The 15,300-nt window shown below is 62.9% G+C and carries 16 protein-coding genes and 2 tRNA genes; 7 read left to right on the forward strand and 11 right to left on the reverse strand.

Annotated elements, in window-relative coordinates; translation table 11 throughout:
* From J7359_RS09890 to J7359_RS09910, 5 genes are all read left to right on the forward strand, one after another.
* Nucleotides 1-459 (forward strand): hypothetical protein (locus J7359_RS09890; protein ID WP_209056486.1); only part of this gene is annotated, 459 nt, incomplete at its 5' end.
* Nucleotides 456-1,031, forward strand: coding sequence for an MT-A70 family methyltransferase (locus J7359_RS09895; RefSeq protein ID WP_209056487.1), 576 nt, complete (start codon nucleotides 456-458; stop codon nucleotides 1,029-1,031). The genes J7359_RS09890 and J7359_RS09895, both read left to right, overlap by 4 nt.
* Before the next feature lie 60 nt (nucleotides 1,032-1,091).
* The gene (locus tag J7359_RS09900; RefSeq protein WP_209056488.1) at nucleotides 1,092-1,295 is read left to right on the forward strand and encodes a hypothetical protein; all 204 of its coding nucleotides are present in this window, start codon (nucleotides 1,092-1,094) and stop codon (nucleotides 1,293-1,295) included.
* Between the two features lie 23 nt (nucleotides 1,296-1,318).
* Nucleotides 1,319-2,311 (forward strand): tyrosine-type recombinase/integrase, encoded by a 993-nt coding sequence (locus J7359_RS09905; protein ID WP_348524368.1) that lies wholly within the window; start codon nucleotides 1,319-1,321, stop codon nucleotides 2,309-2,311.
* 93 nt (nucleotides 2,312-2,404) lie between these two features.
* Nucleotides 2,405-2,478: transfer RNA gene (locus J7359_RS09910), tRNA-Cys, on the forward strand.
* A gap of 145 nt (nucleotides 2,479-2,623) precedes the next feature.
* On the opposite strand, the gene ppk2 is transcribed toward J7359_RS09910, so the two are convergent.
* From ppk2 to J7359_RS09930, 4 genes are all read right to left on the reverse strand, one after another.
* Nucleotides 2,624-3,517 carry a polyphosphate kinase 2 gene (gene ppk2 / locus J7359_RS09915; protein ID WP_247740318.1) on the reverse strand — a complete coding sequence of 298 codons (894 nt, stop codon included), beginning with the start codon at nucleotides 3,515-3,517 and terminating at the stop codon, nucleotides 2,624-2,626.
* A complete protein-coding gene (metA, locus tag J7359_RS09920) occupies nucleotides 3,517-4,443 on the reverse strand; it encodes a homoserine O-succinyltransferase (protein WP_209056490.1) in 927 nt (308 codons plus the stop codon). Before metA ends, ppk2 begins: the two co-directional genes overlap by 1 nt.
* A gap of 4 nt (nucleotides 4,444-4,447) precedes the next feature.
* Nucleotides 4,448-5,308 (reverse strand): ATPase, encoded by an 861-nt coding sequence (locus tag J7359_RS09925; protein WP_209056491.1) that lies wholly within the window; start codon nucleotides 5,306-5,308, stop codon nucleotides 4,448-4,450.
* Between the two features lie 99 nt (nucleotides 5,309-5,407).
* The gene (locus tag J7359_RS09930) at nucleotides 5,408-6,532 is read right to left on the reverse strand and encodes an outer membrane protein transport protein (protein ID WP_247740319.1); all 1,125 of its coding nucleotides are present in this window, start codon (nucleotides 6,530-6,532) and stop codon (nucleotides 5,408-5,410) included.
* Between the two features lie 282 nt (nucleotides 6,533-6,814).
* Between J7359_RS09930 and guaB the strand changes: the two genes are divergently transcribed.
* Nucleotides 6,815-8,263 carry an IMP dehydrogenase gene (gene guaB / locus J7359_RS09935; RefSeq protein WP_209056493.1) on the forward strand — a complete coding sequence of 483 codons (1,449 nt, stop codon included), beginning with the start codon at nucleotides 6,815-6,817 and terminating at the stop codon, nucleotides 8,261-8,263.
* Nucleotides 8,264-8,330: 67 nt separating this feature from the next.
* Here the strand turns inward: guaB and J7359_RS09940 are convergent, their stop codons facing one another.
* The 4 genes from J7359_RS09940 to lipB all read right to left on the reverse strand — a co-directional run bounded on the left by J7359_RS09940 (nucleotide 8,331) and on the right by lipB (nucleotide 11,902).
* Entirely contained in the window at nucleotides 8,331-8,825 is a 495-nt protein-coding gene (locus J7359_RS09940; RefSeq protein ID WP_209056494.1) for a DUF2244 domain-containing protein, read from the reverse strand.
* A complete protein-coding gene (locus J7359_RS09945) occupies nucleotides 8,825-10,501 on the reverse strand; it encodes a cytochrome c oxidase subunit 1 (RefSeq protein WP_209056495.1) in 1,677 nt (558 codons plus the stop codon). The genes J7359_RS09940 and J7359_RS09945 overlap by 1 nt, the downstream gene beginning before the upstream one ends.
* A 195-nt stretch (nucleotides 10,502-10,696) precedes the next feature.
* Nucleotides 10,697-11,122, reverse strand: a complete 426-nt coding sequence (locus tag J7359_RS09950; protein ID WP_209056496.1) for a cytochrome C — start codon at nucleotides 11,120-11,122, stop codon at nucleotides 10,697-10,699.
* A 126-nt stretch (nucleotides 11,123-11,248) separates the two neighbouring features.
* A complete protein-coding gene (gene lipB / locus J7359_RS09955; protein ID WP_209056497.1) occupies nucleotides 11,249-11,902 on the reverse strand; it encodes a lipoyl(octanoyl) transferase LipB in 654 nt (217 codons plus the stop codon).
* A gap of 140 nt (nucleotides 11,903-12,042) precedes the next feature.
* Here lipB and J7359_RS09960 point away from each other — a divergent pair.
* Nucleotides 12,043-12,129 (forward strand) — tRNA-Leu (locus tag J7359_RS09960).
* 102 nt (nucleotides 12,130-12,231) lie between these two features.
* On the opposite strand, the gene J7359_RS09965 is transcribed toward J7359_RS09960, so the two are convergent.
* Genes J7359_RS09965 through J7359_RS09975 form a run of 3 tightly spaced genes read right to left on the reverse strand, consistent with a single transcriptional unit; the run spans nucleotide 12,232 to nucleotide 15,293 of the window.
* The gene (locus tag J7359_RS09965) at nucleotides 12,232-13,203 is read right to left on the reverse strand and encodes a D-glycerate dehydrogenase (RefSeq protein WP_209056498.1); all 972 of its coding nucleotides are present in this window, start codon (nucleotides 13,201-13,203) and stop codon (nucleotides 12,232-12,234) included.
* Between the two features lie 9 nt (nucleotides 13,204-13,212).
* Nucleotides 13,213-14,094, reverse strand: a complete 882-nt coding sequence (gene sucD, locus J7359_RS09970) for a succinate--CoA ligase subunit alpha (RefSeq protein ID WP_209056499.1) — start codon at nucleotides 14,092-14,094, stop codon at nucleotides 13,213-13,215.
* Complete coding sequence (locus tag J7359_RS09975; RefSeq protein WP_209056500.1) at nucleotides 14,094-15,293, reverse strand: malate--CoA ligase subunit beta; 1,200 nt, start codon at nucleotides 15,291-15,293, stop codon at nucleotides 14,094-14,096. Before J7359_RS09975 ends, sucD begins: the two co-directional genes overlap by 1 nt.
* Between the last annotated feature and the right edge of the window lie 7 nt (nucleotides 15,294-15,300).

Raw genomic sequence — 15,300 nt, forward strand, 5'->3', positions numbered from 1 at the left:
TGGATGTCCGGGCCAGGCAAATGGACGCCGCCCAAGAAGCTGCCCAGGGGCCGGACGGTGGAAGATCTCCGCGCCGAATTCGAGGAAGGCGTCAGCCTGTTCATCGACTGCTGGCGCGCGCCGATCGAGTGCGTGGCCATCGAGAACCCGGTGATGAACGATCTCGCGCGCGACCGGATGCCGGCCGACCTGCCCGCACCGCAGATCGTCCAACCGTTCTGGTTTGGAGAGCCAGCTTACAAGGCGACGGGCTTCTACCTGCGCGGACTGCCCGAGCTGACCGAGACAAACCGACTGCCAGAGCCCGAGCGCGGAAGCGACGAATGGAAAGCATGGTCGATCGTCCACCGAGCCCCACGCACGGCAGACCGCTGGAAGATCCGCAGTCGCACGTTCGAAGGCGTGGCCGAGGCCTGCGCCGACCAGTGGGGCGGATCCGCCCTCGAGGAGGCAGCATGAGTACCGCTCTGCATCAGTTCATGGCGCTGCGGCCCTTCGGCGGCTTCGACCTGATCATGGCGGATCCGCCCTGGTCGTACGAACTGCGCTCCGAGAAAGGCGAAGGAAAGGCTCCGCAGGCGCAATATGGTTGCATGTCGCTGGCCGACATCGCCGCCCTGCCCGTCAGCGCACTGGCGGCAGACGATTGCGTCCTGTGGCTCTGGGCGACCAACCCGATGCTGCCCCAGGCGATCGAGGTGCTGCACGCCTGGGGCTTCGAATTCAAGACGGCCGGCCACTGGGCCAAGCTGACCCGCACCGGCAAGCAGGCCTTCGGCACCGGCTACATCCTGCGATGCGCGGGCGAGCCGTTCCTGATCGGCACGCGCGGGCAGCCGAAGACCACACGCTCTGTCCGGTCGGTCGTCATGGGCAAGATCCGCGAACACAGCCGGAAGCCCGACGAGGCCTTCGCGGCCGCCGAGCAGCTGATACCGGTCGCCCGGCGCATCGAGGTCTTCAGCCGGCAGCGCAGACCGGGCTGGTGGAACTGGGGAAACGAGGCCGACAAGTTCGAGGAGGCAGGCTGATGGCGCGACCCTATACACCCAAGCCAGGCGCCCGCCGCGGACAGAAAGAGGATAAGTGACATGGGCCAAGTCCAGCCTCTATTCGCCAGCGCCAGCACCGCCGCGAAGCTGCTGGACATGAAGCAGTCCGAGTTTCAGCGGCTGGTAGATAGCGGCTGCCTGCCACGCGGACGCGAGATTGCACCAGGAATGGTAAGGTGGCCCGTGGATGATCTGCGCAAGATCGTCAGCGGTGAGGCAGTAGACGGAGGAATAGACTGGTGAGGAAGGAAGGTCGCAAACCCTATGTGTTCGAGGCCAAGCCCGGATACCTGTATTTCCGCAAAGGCGGGAAATATCTTCACCGCTTCACCGCTCCCGAGGGTACGGCCGAGTTTGACCGCCAATACTGGGAGGTGATGACCGGCAAGACGATGGAAGCCAAACGGTCTTGGGCTGCGGCCATCCAGATCCTGCGCCAATCGGATCGATGGGCCGAGAAATCCACACGTTACCGCCAAGATCTGGAACCGGTTCTGGCCTACCTGATCGACAAGATCGGCAAGCGTGACGTGGCGCGCCTGACGCAGGCCGACATCTATGCGGCGATGGATAAGAACAAGCATCGCGTCCGATTCGCGAATTACATCCCCGTTGCCATTAGCATGATCGCGAAGGAAGTGATCCGTCGGCGCTGGCTGAACGAAAATCCCGCCAAAGGCATCGAGCGGCTGGCAGTGCCGAAGGATCGCAGACAACCACACGTCCCGTGGCCCGATGCTGCCGTTGAGAGGTGGCGGACCGAAGCGGGACCGGTTGAACGGCTGATCTTCGAGATCGGCGTTGGCACCGTTCAAAGACCCGGAGATTGGGTGGGCTTCACTTGGGGAGACTATGACCCTGCAGGCGACGGAACTCTGAGGCTGCGACAGAACAAGGGCGACAAGCCGCTGATCCTGCCCTGCACAGTGGCTCTCAAGGCCGCATTGGACAATGCGAAGGCCGCGCTACCTTTCGCCCCTCTGCCCGCCCGCCACATCATCACCAAGCAGGACGGCAGCCGGATGGAGTATCGGCGCCTGGCCGAACTAATGCTGGCCGAGCGCCGGCGGCTTGGGTTTGAAGCCTACGACCTCCATGCGCTGCGCTATCGCGGAGTGATGGAGCTGGCGTGGGCAGGCTGCGACGACGACGAGATCATGTCCTACAGCGGCCACAGCACCAAAGCGATGGTGCGGAAGTATGCCGGGGAAGCCCGCCAGATCATGCGGGCGAGGCAGGCCCGAGCCAAGCGCGGCTGATGGAACAGAACAGGGCCAGAACGTGAAAGTGATAACGGGTGTGATAACCCCCTTGACCCCGTTTCGCGAAAACCATAGCAAACGCAGCATTGCGGTGGGTTGGCGGAGTGGTTACGCACCGGATTGCAAATCCGTGAAGACCGGTTCGATTCCGGTACCCACCTCCAAGAAAATCGTCATGCATTTCTGACCCGGAAGGCGACCTTGCCGGGTCCAGCAGAGGCGGCGTTTCAGCGCGATTCCGGCACGCTGCAAAGCGCGCGACGGCATGATTTCGCCCCCGCGGACGCAGCCCTTCGCGCATGCAGCCGATCATGACAGCAGAAGTTCGGGATCACCGGCGATCTGCGGATCGACCTTGCCGATCGCGCGCGGATCCTTGCCCGCATAATCCACCGCATGCAGGATCGTCTGGATCGCAGCGATCCGGGCACGACGCTTGTCATCGGACCGGATCACCGTCCATGGCGCGATGGGCGAATGCGACAGGTTCAGCGTGTCGCGTATCGCGGTGCTGTAATCGTCCCATTTCGCCAGGCCGTCCACGTCGATGGGCGAAAGCTTCCACTGTTTCAGCGGATCCTGTTCGCGGTCCAGGAACCGCTTCAGTTGCTCGGCGCGTCCCACATTCAGCCACAGCTTGACCAAGGTGATGCCGTCATCGACCAGGGTTTGTTCGAACCCCGGCAATTGCCGGAAGAATGCATTTCGCTGATGGTCCGTCGAGAAGCCGAAGACGCGTTCGACAACGCCGCGATTGTACCAGCTGCGATCGAACAGGGCGATCTCTCCGGCGGCGGGCAGCCAGTCCACATAGCGCTGAAAATACCATTGCCCCTGTTCCCGCTCGGTCGGCTTGGGCAGCGCGACGATATAGCAGGATCGCGGGTTCAGGTTCTCGCGCACACGTTCGATCGTGCCGCCCTTGCCCGCGGCGTCACGCCCCTCGAACAGGACCACCACCCGCTTACCCGTCGCCACCACGTCATGCATCATCCGAACAAGTTGCAGTTGCAGCGCCTCCAGGTGATCTTCGTAGTCGTCCTTGTCCATTTCTTCGCGATACGGATAGCCGGGGTCGAGGATATCGTCCTTGCCGGCCTTTTCGATGGTCTTGCGGATCTCTTTCGGGGCGCCCTTGTCCAGGTAGTCCGAGATCTGTCCGACCAGCGGCAGTTCCGGCATCGTGCGGTTTGACTTGGCCATCAGCGGTTTCCGATCCTGGTCATGTCGTATTCCGTGGTCTGGTAGATCTCGTTGATCCAGTTACCGTAAAGCAGATGGGCGTGACTGCGCCAGCGGTTCGTGGGCACAGCCGCAGGATCATCACCCGGATAATAGTTGCGCGGCACGTTGATGGTCTTTCCGACCGCCACATCGCGATCGTATTCGTCTTTCAACGTCGTGCTGTCATATTCGAAGTGGTTGAACACATACAGCGCCCGATGCCCCGTATCTTCCAGCAGGCAGGGGCCGACCTCATCGCTGGCCAGCAGCGTCGTCAGCCCCGGACAGCTATCCACGTCGGACTGGCGCACCTCGGTCCAGCGGCTGACCGGCACAAGCACGTCGTCCGAGAAGCCGCGCAGATAGGGCGAGGCCGGTGCCAGGTTCTGATGCCGGAAACAGCCGAACGCCTTGTGATCCAGCATGTGCTTGGGCAGGCCGTGGAAATGCGACGCCATTGCCATGCCGCCCCAGCAGACGCCGAAGGTGGAATGCACATGGCTTTGGGTCCATTCAAAGACCCGCGTCAGTTCGTCCCAGTATGTGACCTGATCGAAGGGCAGGTGTTCGATCGGCGCACCGGTGATCACCAGCCCGTCGAATTTCTCGCCCGATGCCTCGACCTCGGCGAAGGGGCGGTAAAAGCTTTCCATGTGATCGGCGGCGGTGTTGCGGCTTTCATGCTGCGACATGCGGATCAGTTGGAAATCGATCTGCAGCGGCGTCGCGCCGATCAGCCGGGCAAACTGGTTCTCGGTCTGGATCTTCTTCGGCATCAGGTTCAGCAACCCGATCCGCAGCGGTCTGATGTCCTGCTTTTCGGCGCGCCCGGGCGACATCACCATGACGCCTTCGTCCGACAGGATGCGGAAGGCGGGCAGGTCTTCGTTCAGGGTGATGGGCATCAGGTCAATCCTTGCGGTCGATGGCGCGGGCGATCAGGTCGGTGAAATCGACGGGCGTCTTCACCTCGGCGACCTCTTCGGCCAGAACGGTGACGCCGCGACGCGCCATCGCCTCGTATCGCGGCTGCCGATGGGCCAGTGCGCGGGCATAGGTCCAGCGGATGAATTCATCGGGGTTCACCTCTTCGCCCTGCAGACCCTTCTCGACCCGATAGACCACCCAGGCTTTTTCCAGGAACTCGGGCTGGTAATACATCGGCTTGGGCGCGCGGTCGAACCGGCGGACCAGTTCGGCGGTATGCGCGTCCGATCCCTTGATCCAGACCATCAGCAGGTCGCGTTCCAGCGCGGCCAGCACCGGATCATCGGGATCTTCGGGGCCCACCACCTCGCAGATCGAGCCGCCGCTGTCGCAGACGAAATGCGGGATACTGTAGATATCTATCGCGCGATCCATGAAATGGCGCGTGTCCAGCAGGGCCGACATCTCGGCCCGGCGATGCTGGTCCTGGCGCACGCGGTATTCGTCGAATGGCAGGCCGCCCCGGCTGGGGCTGCCGGGTTTGCCCAGATAGGTGGACAGGGGCGCGAGATTGTCGAAGGTGATGTTGCTGGCGATATAGACGCTGTCGGACATCAGCAATTCCCGCAGCAGCGGCACCTTCATCGCCTCGCGCTTGAAGTTGTCGGCGATGTATTCGCCCATGTAGCGGGTGCCGATGCGGTAATCGATGGAATAGTGGAACCAGTCGCCCGCCGCGCGCAGCATGTTGGACAGGTAGGTCTTGCCAAGCCCGGACATGCCGAACAGCACGATGCGCCTGTTCGCTGCCTGCCGCCACGCGCTGCCACTGCCATAGATCATGCCGGTTCCCCTTCTGAACGGCGCATAGGTAATCCGTTGCCCCAACAAAGCAAAGGCCCCGCCGAAGCGGGGCCGTGCCATTGTTGCGTCGATGCAGGATCAGAAGCTGTAGCCGACCCTGACGCCCACGCCCCATGCGTCACCATCATCGGTTGTTGCCACCTGAGTTTTGTTGCCGGTCTCGCCGACGCCCAGATCAGCACCGCCGAGTTTGGTGTAGTTGATGCCTGTCGTGACCTTTATGTTGTCGCGAGTATAGATAGCAGCCAACGTAACCGCCTTGCGTCCGTTCGTTGGGGCCAGTGGCGATACAGTATCCCCCTCACTCGCCTCATAGAGGAATGAGACCGAACCCGACCAGTTCTCGTTAAACTTGCGGCCGACACCAATCGTGTAGGTGGTTGTATCCTCAAGCTCGACCAGCGGAATGCCGGCGCCAACTGGGATCGGGAACACGAAGTTCTCTACCTTGAACTCCGACCACTTGACCCAGCGGATGGAACCAAACAGCAAGGTGTCGGCCGCGATACCCGTCTGACCTTCCAAATTCCAACTGCGCGGCGTCTTGACTTTGTAATCGCCGGTCACTGTGTCAGTCAGGCCGCCTGTCGCTGCCAGAATGATCGGGCCGCTTTCCGTCATGGTGAAATCATGCTCAATGGGCGAGTTGTAGGTCAGTGAGATGCGCCCCGCAATTTCCGGCATCTCATAGGCCGCGCCGATGACATAGCCCACTCCCAGTTCGTTGTCGATCGATAGGTCATATCCTGCAGTGGTGGAATAACCTAAGCCGTTAAGGTTCACCTGACCTTCTGCTGTCGAAGCGCGGATACCGCCGTGAACCGAAAAATTGTTCTGGAATTTATAGCGCGCGAGCGCGGTATAGGTCGTCGAATCTATCTGAACGCGGGTACCGCCCAGAACGGGTGACCCTTCAGGCGCCAACGGATACAGCAGGTCCGCGCCGAAAGGCTGCTCCAGAATGAATGCAGCAGAAAGATTCTCATTGAACTGATGCTTGTAGGAAAGTCCCACGAAGCCGTAACCCTGCGCCACATCTCCGGTAGCAAAACCGGCGACGTCCGTCCCTTCGACGGTCGGATCGACACCGCCGAAGCTCAGTTCGGCATAGTTGCCTTCCTCGAACAAAGCCGTCAGCGATTGCGGCGCGCGCTCGATCCCGCCGGCCAATGCCGGGGCCGTGCCCATCAGCAGGACCGCCATTCCTGTAGCAGTTCTTTTCATCTTGTTGCCTCCCTCTCAGGCGTGTGCGCCCCTCTCGATATCATGCGATCACCTTAGCGTGTGAAGGCAACGGTTCAATTCACCACAGGCGCGAATTTTAGGCATATAGGATGTGACCTTGCGGCATTGTGACTTGATTGCAACGAAACCGCCGCCCCACGGCAGACGGTGGGTGCCCGGCTTTCCCGATCGGGGGCTGGACAAACCCGCCTGCGCGTGAAAGGGGAAACTGCCAAACGAACTTGCCGCAAGGAAACTCCCATGCAGATTCGTGAGGCCCTGACCTTCGACGACGTGCTTCTGGTTCCCGCCGCCTCGACGGTGATGCCATCGACCGCCGATGTGACCACGCAGGTCACGCGCTCCATCCGGATGAACATTCCCCTGCTGTCCTCGGCGATGGATACCGTCACCGAAAGCCGCATGGCGATTGCCATGGCCCAGTCGGGCGGCATGGGCGTGATCCACCGCAACCTGACCATCGATCAGCAAGCCGCCGAGGTGCGCCGCGTCAAGCGCTTTGAAAGCGGGATCGTCTATAATCCGATCACCCTGCGCGCCGACCAGACCCTGGCCGATGCCAAGGCGCTGCAGGATCGCTACAGCGTCACCGGATTTCCGGTCGTGGACGATCAGGGCCGCGTCATGGGCATCGTCACCAATCGCGACATGCGCTTTGCCAGCGACGACAAGACGCCCGTGCGGGTGATGATGACATCGGACAGGCTGGCGATGCTGACCGAGCCGGCGGACCGTCAGCAGGCAATCGACCTGATGAAGGAACGCCGGATCGAAAAGCTGCTGGTCGTCGACGGCAAGGGGCATCTGACCGGGCTGCTGACGCTGAAGGACACCGAAAAGGCGGTGCTGAACCCGCTGGCCTGCAAGGACGATCTGGGTCGGCTGCGGGTCGCGGCTGCCTCGACCGTGGGCGAAGAGGGCTTCGAACGCAGCCAGGCATTGATCGAGGCGGGCGTGGATATGGTCGTGATCGACACCGCGCATGGCCATTCGGCCGGTGTCGCCAAGGCGGTCGAACGTGTGAAGGCGTTCTCGAACGAAGTGCAGGTGGTCGCCGGGAATGTCGCCACTGGCGAAGCGACCCGGGCGCTGATCGATGCCGGCGCGGACGCCGTCAAGGTCGGCATCGGCCCGGGATCGATCTGCACGACGCGCGTCGTGGCAGGGGTCGGCGTGCCGCAACTGACCGCGATCATGGACGCCTCGGCCGCCGCCGGCGACGTGCCGGTGATCGCGGACGGGGGCATCAAGTTCTCGGGCGATTTCGCCAAGGCGATCGCCGCCGGGGCCAGCTGTGCCATGGTCGGCAGCGCCATCGCCGGAACCGATGAAAGCCCCGGCGAGGTGATCCTGTATCAGGGTCGTTCGTTCAAGTCCTATCGGGGCATGGGCAGCCTGGGCGCCATGGCGCGCGGTTCGGCTGACCGGTATTTCCAGAAGGACGCGGCCACCGACAAGCTGGTCCCCGAGGGGATCGAGGGCCAGGTGCCCTACAAGGGTCCGGCGGGCACGGTGATCCATCAGCTGGTCGGCGGTTTGCGCGCGGCGATGGGCTATACCGGCTGCGCGACCGTGGCCGAAATGCGCCGGAACTGCAATTTCGTGCGGATCACCGGTGCCGGGCTGAAGGAAAGTCACGTCCACGACGTGCAGATCACGCGGGAAAGCCCGAACTATCGGCTGGGATAACGCCGCCTCAGCGAAATATCCAAAGGCCCGGTGACCAGGTTTCCCTGCTCACCGGGCCTTTCGTTTCCTATCTCAGGCGCGCCAGCCGGTTTTGCAGATCCGCGCACAGGGCGCGGCGCTCCTCGGGTGTCAGGAACGCCCCAAGCTCGATCTCGCGCTGACCGTCGGTCAGGGTCAGATAATCCTCGACCGGGCCTTTCCTCAGCGCGGGCCGCACCCAGTAGCTGTTGGTCTTCCACTGTCGCACCGGCCGTCCGGCGTCGTGCCGCTGCAGCCACAGGGTCTGACGATCCAGCGTCAGTTCCTCGACCGTCTCGCCGCTTCGGTAACTTCGCTGCAGCGCATACCACATCCCCCAGACGACCAGCGCCGCGAAGGGCAGCAGCCCCCACAGCACCGCCGTGCCAAGCGCCGCCAGCAGTGGCAGCGCAAGCAGGGCCGCCGTCGCGCCGATGAACCACACGAAGCCGCGCACGGGCAGCGAACGGTATGGCCAGGCCCGCAGCCGAAAGCAAACGGCCCCGGAATCGTCCGGGGCCGCGTCTTGCCATTCGTAAGGCATCAGTGCGCGCGGGCGTGATCCCAGTCCTCGCGCTTGGGAAGCTGCTCGAACGTGTGTTCGGGCGGGGGCGAGGAAAGGGTCCATTCCAGCGTGTCGGCGTGCTCGTTCCAGTAGTTCGGCACGTTCACGCGCTGTCCGGCGCGCAGCGTGTAGAACACGATCCCGATGAAGAACAGGAACGAGGCAAAGCTGATATAGGCACCGATCGAGCTGATATTGTTCCAGAACGCGTATTCGACCGGATAGTCGATATAGCGGCGCGGCATGCCCTGACGACCCAGGAAGTGCTGCGGGAAGAAGATCATGTTCGAGCCGATGAACATCATCCAGAAATGCACCTTGCCGGCCCATTCGGGATACTGGCGGCCCGACATCTTGCCGATCCAGAAATAGACCCCCGCGAAGATGCCGAAGACGGCGCCAAGGCTCATCACATAGTGGAAATGGGCCACGACGTAATAGGTGTCGTGATAGACGCGGTCCAGCGGCGCCTGGCTGAGCACGACGCCGGTCACGCCACCGACGGTGAACAGGAACAGGAAGCCGAAGGCCCACAGCATGGGCGTCTTGAACTCGACCGAACCGCCCCACATCGTCGCGATCCACGAGAACACCTTGATGCCGGTGGGCACCGCGATGGTCATGGTCGCCAGCATGAAATAGCTTTGCTGGGTCAGCGACATGCCTACGGTGTACATGTGGTGCGCCCAGACTACGAAGCCCAGTACGCCGATCGCCGCCATGGCCAGAACCATCGGCAGATAGCCGAAGATCGGCTTCTTGGCGAAGGTGGCGATGACGTGGCTGATGATGCCAAAGCCGGGAAGGATGATGATATACACCTCCGGGTGGCCGAAGAACCACAGGATGTGCTGATACAGGATCGGGTCACCGCCGCCGGCCGGATTGAAGAAGTTCGTGCCGAAATTGCGGTCCATCAGCAGCATGGTGATGGCGCCCGCCAGAACCGGCAGTGCCAGCAGGATCAGCCATGCGGTGATGAACACCGACCAGGCGAACAGCGGCACCTTGAACAGGGTCATGCCGGGGGCACGCATGTTCAGGAAGGTGGTGATGATGTTGATCGCACCAAGGATCGAGGACGCGCCCGAGACGTGGACGGCGAAGATCGCCAGATCCATCGAATAGCCGCCCTCGGTCGTGGACAGTGGCGGATACAGGACCCAGCCGACGCCGGAACCCATCTGCTGGTTGCCGCCCGGGGCAAGAAGCGACGCGACGCCAAGCGCGACGCCAACGACATACATCCAGTAGCTGAGGTTGTTCAGGCGCGGGAAGCTCATGTCCGGGGCGCCAAGGTGCAACGGCATGAAATAGTTGCCGAAACCGCCGAACAGGGCCGGAATGACCACGAAGAACATCATCAGGACGCCGTGATAGGTGATCATCACGTTCCACAGATGGCCGTTCGGCGTGCACTCGGCCGTCGAATCGGCGATGAAGCGCGCGCCTTCAAGGCACATGTACTGCACGCCCGGATGCTGCAGTTCCATCCGCATGTACACGGTGAAGCTGACCGAGATCAGGCCCACCAGACCGGCGGTGAAAAGGTAAAGAATACCAATGTCCTTGTGATTGGTGGACATGAACCATCGGGTAAAGAACCCGCGCTGGTCGTGATGGTCGTCGTGGCCGTGAGCGGCTGCGTCTGCCATACCCGAACTCCCTCAGATATCGTCGAGCCGGTCAGGCAGACCGGCGATGTTCCGTAAGTCTTCTAGACCAGTGGCGCGCACCGGGCAATGTGCCGAACTGGCGTAAATTTGAACGCCTCCGCAAGAATATCACATTCCGCGGAGGCGATGTTAGGCTGAACTGCGACGGATTGCCGCACTTTCCGCAAGCGCGGTCTATTCCGCCTCGGGCGAGTGGCTGGCCAGGAAGGCCGCGACGTCCGCCTGATTCTTGTTCAGCTTGAAAGTCATCTTGGTCCGCGCGCTGTCATCGCCGGTCTTTTCCTGAACGAACTTGTTCGGGTCGGTGATGTAGGCGGCCAGATCCTCGACCGTCCAGACCTCGCCGCTGTCCTTCAGCTCGACCAGCGCGTCCGAATACTTGAAGTCTTCCTGACTGCCCGCCGGCTGCCCGACGATCCCGTACAGGTTCGGCCCGACCTTGCCGCCCTTCACGATGTCCTCGCCGTCTGGCGACTGGATCATGTGGCAGGCCTTGCATTTGCGGAATTCCTTTTCGCCGTTGGCGGCATCTCCGTCCTGTGCAAATGCGGGCATGGCTAGGGCGGCACCGATCAAAGAGCCGATAATCGCGATTTTCATACGTGTTTTCCTCGCTCAACCAGAATTGGATGTCCCAACGCCCGGTTATAGGCGCTCAAATCGCGGAATCCACCCGTCATAAGGTCGCATGGCAAAATTTGCACATGTTCGTCAGATTTCCGGCGGTCAGTGATCCGGCCCGAAGATCGGATCGAAGCAACGTTTCAGCGCACTGTCCAGGTCGGGCATGCCGACCGGCAGGCCAAGATCGACCAGGCTGGTCACGCCGTGGCCGCTGATGCCGCATGGAACGATGCCGGCGTAATGGGTCAGGTCGGGTTCGACATTGACGGCGATGCCGTGAAAGCTGACCCAGCGGCGCAACTTGACGCCGATCGCCGCGATCTTGTCCTCGCGCGGGGTGCCGTCCGGCAGACCCGGTTTTTCAGGGCGCGCGACCCAGACACCGACCCGCCCCTCGCGGATCTCGCCGGTGACGCCGAATTCCGCCAGCGCGGCGATGACCCAGCGTTCCAGCCGGGCGACGAAATCGCGGACATCCCGTCCACGCCGGTTCAGGTCAAGCATGACATAAACGACACGCTGTCCGGGACCGTGATAGGTATATTGCCCGCCCCGGCCCGTTGCATGGACGGGAAAGCGCGCATCCAGCAGATCGGCGTCGCGCGCACTTGTGCCGGCGGTGTAAAGCGGCGGATGCTCGACCAGCCAGATCAGTTCGTCCGCCTCGCCCGCGTGGATCGCGGCCACGCGGGCCTCCATCCGGGCGACGGCCTCTTCGTGGCCTGTCAGGCCGTCACTGATGATCCATTCCACCATGCGTGCGCATGTGACCCCAAGGCTGTTTGGCGTCAAGTGCCCGGACCACGGATCTGGCCGCCACCGCAGAGGTTCATTGCTGCAAGAAACCCCTTTTCAATCGCTTTCCGCTCGGCTATGACCCCGCGCACTGCCCGGATGCGGTCGTGGCGGAATTGGTAGACGCGCAGCGTTGAGGTCGCTGTTCCTTAACCGGAGTGGAAGTTCGAGTCTTCTCGACCGCACCAGATTTTCAATCCAGCCTTCAGGTTTTCCGGGCGACAACGTCCGTCGGTCCGCATTGTCGCGGGCCTTGGTCGTGATCATGGATCGGAGTTGCGGCGCGTGGGTCAGTTCACCCGGTCGCGCGGCTCGCGCCCCGCGAAGAAATCGCGCAGATTCTCGACCACGCGAAATCCCATCGCCTCTCGCGCCTCGGTGGTGGCGCTGCCCAGATGCGGCAGCATGACAAGGTTCTCGCAGCCATGCAGCGCCGGGTTGATCCGCGGTTCACCGTCGAACACATCCAGCCCCGCACCGCCGATCGTCTCGAACCACAGCGCGCGGGACAGCGCCTCTTCGTCCACCACCTCGCCGCGCGCGGTGTTGATCAGGAACCCACCGGGCCGCATCAGCCCCAGTCGGCGCGCATCGATCAGATGTCGGTTCTCGCACCCGCCCGGACAGTGCAGCGACACGAAATCGCATTGCGGCAACAATTCGTCGATGCTGTCCAGCTGCATCGCTGCGCATGACGCCAGAACCTCGGGCGCGACCTTGCCGCGGTTGTGGACAAGGATCTTCATGCCGAACCCATGATGCGCGCGCCGCGCCATCTGCTGCCCGATGCGGCCATAGCCGATGATGCCAAGCGTCTTTCCCGACACCTTGGTGCCGACCAGATGGGTGGGCCGCCAGCCGCCCCAGCGTCCGGCTCGCAACTCGCGTTCGCCCTCGCCCGCGCGGCGCGCGACCATCAGCAGCAGCGTCATCGCCAGATCGGCGGTGCATTCGCTGAGAACATCGGGCGTGTTCGTCACCACGATGCCGTGCTGACCGGCGCTGGCCATGTCGATATGGCTGTAGCCGACGCCGTAATTGGCCAGGATCCTGGCTTGCGGCCGGTCCAGTTCCAGCGTTGCGGCGCCGATCCTGTCGGTCACCGTCGGCAGGATCGCGTCATATCGCTGCATCGCCTGCTTCAGGCAGTCCTGATCAAGCGGCCGGTCCGAGACGTTCAGATCGGCATCGAACAGATCCGCAAGCCGGGCCTCGACCGCGGCGGGCCAGCGGCGGGTGACCAGTATCCTGGGTTTCGCCATCCATCCCTCCTATTGCAGCACACGGGCGATCGTCTCGCCGATCGCGGCCGGGTTCTCGGCCACGGTCACGCCCGCCGCGCCAAGGATCTCGACCTTCTCGCTGGCGCTTTCCCCGAACGCCTGGATGATCGCGCCAGCGTGACCCATGGTCCGTCCCTTGGGCGCGGTCAGGCCCGCGACATAAGCCACGACGGGCTTCTTGACGTGATCGCGGATAAAGTCGGCCGCCTCGGCCTCTTGCGGGCCGCCGATCTCGCCGATCATGCAGATCAGGTGGGTGTCGTCGTCATCCTGGAAATACTTCATGATGTCCCTGAAGGACGATCCATTGATCGGATCGCCGCCGATGCCGACGCTGGTCGAGACGCCGATCCCGCGTTCCTTCAGTTGCGATGCGGCTTCGTAACCCAGCGTTCCCGACCTGCCGATGATGCCCACATGACCCTGCAGGTAGATATGGCCGGGCATGATCCCCAGCATCGCCTTGCCGGGGCTGATCGTGCCGGCGCAGTTCGGGCCGGTCAGCACCATGCGCCGTTCCCGTGGGTATCGGAACATGTAGCGTTTCACCCGGATCATGTCCTGCGCCGGGATGCCGTCGGTGATGCAGACACAGTATCGGATGCCCGCATCCGCCGCCTCCATGATCCCGTCGGCGGCGGCGGGCGGTGGCACGAAAACCAGCGTCGCTTGGGCCCCGGTTTCGGCAACCGCCTGCTTGACCGTGTCGAAGACCGGCACCCCCTCGACCGTCTCGCCGCCCTTTCCGGGCACGACGCCGCCGACGACATTGGTGCCGTATTCGATCATCTCGCGGGTGTGGAATCGGGCCATCTTGCCGGTGATGCCCTGGACGATGACTCTTGTGTCGCTGTCGATCAGAATGCTCATCAGACCGCCCTCAGCGTTGAATTCTGTTGGTTCATGTCGCTTTTCCATGCGGCCACCGCGCGCTCGGCGGCCTCGTTCAGGGTCGCGGCGCGGATCAGCGGCAGCCCGCTTTCCGCAAGGATCTTCTGGCCTTCCTCGACATTGGTGCCGGCCAGCCGGACGACGACCGGCACATCGACCGGGTTCTCGCGCAGCGCCTGCACGACGCCCTCGGCCACCCAGTCGCAGCGATTGATGCCCGCGAAGATGTTGACCAGCAGCGCCTGCACCTTCTTGTCGTACATCACCAGCCGGATCGCCTTGGCGACCCGTTCCGGCGTGGCCCCGCCGCCGATATCCAGGAAATTCGCGGGCTCGCCCCCCGCCAGCTTGATCGTGTCCATCGTCGCCATCGCCAGCCCCGCGCCATTGACGATGCATCCGATATGACCATCCAGACCGACATAGTTCAGCCCGCGATCCGCCGCGCGCGATTCCCGCGGATCTTCCTGCGACTTGTCGCGCAACTCGGAAATCTGCGGATGCCGGAACAGGGCGTTGTCGTCGAAGGTCATCTTGGCGTCCAATGCCAGGATGCGGTCGTCGCCGGTGATCACCAGCGGATTGACCTCGACCATGGTCGCATCCAGTTCGCGGAAGGCGCGATAGCAGCCGCGCAGCGTGCGCACCATCTGCTGGATCATGGCCGGCGCGATCCCCAGGGCAAAGGCGATCTCGCGGCACTGGAATTCCTGCAGGCCGACGGCAGGCTCGACCGTGGCGCGCACGATGCTGTCGGGCTTTTCGGCCGAGATGTCCTCGATCTCCATGCCGCCCTCGCGGCTGGCGACGATCATCACGCGCTGACTGGCGCGATCCAGGACCAGGCCCAGATAGATCTCGCGCTCGATCGGTACCGCGGCTTCGACATAGACGCGATAGATCCCCTTGCCCTCGGGGCCGGTCTGATGCGTCACCAGCTTCTTTCCGAACATGTCTTCGGTGACGTTCTGGATCTCGGCGTCGCTGTCGCACAGCTTGACCCCGCCGGCCTTGCCGCGTCCGCCGGCATGCACCTGCGCCTTGACGACCCAGCGGCTGCCACCCATCTCGCGGGCGCGATACGCCGCCTGTTCGGGGCTGTAGGCCAGCGCGCCCTGTGGAATGGCCACGCCGAAATTGCTGAGAATTTCCTTGGCCTGATATTCATGGATATCCATGTCGTCC

The organism is Paracoccus sp. R12_2, from assembly GCF_017744015.1.
Taxonomy (GTDB): domain Bacteria; phylum Pseudomonadota; class Alphaproteobacteria; order Rhodobacterales; family Rhodobacteraceae; genus Paracoccus.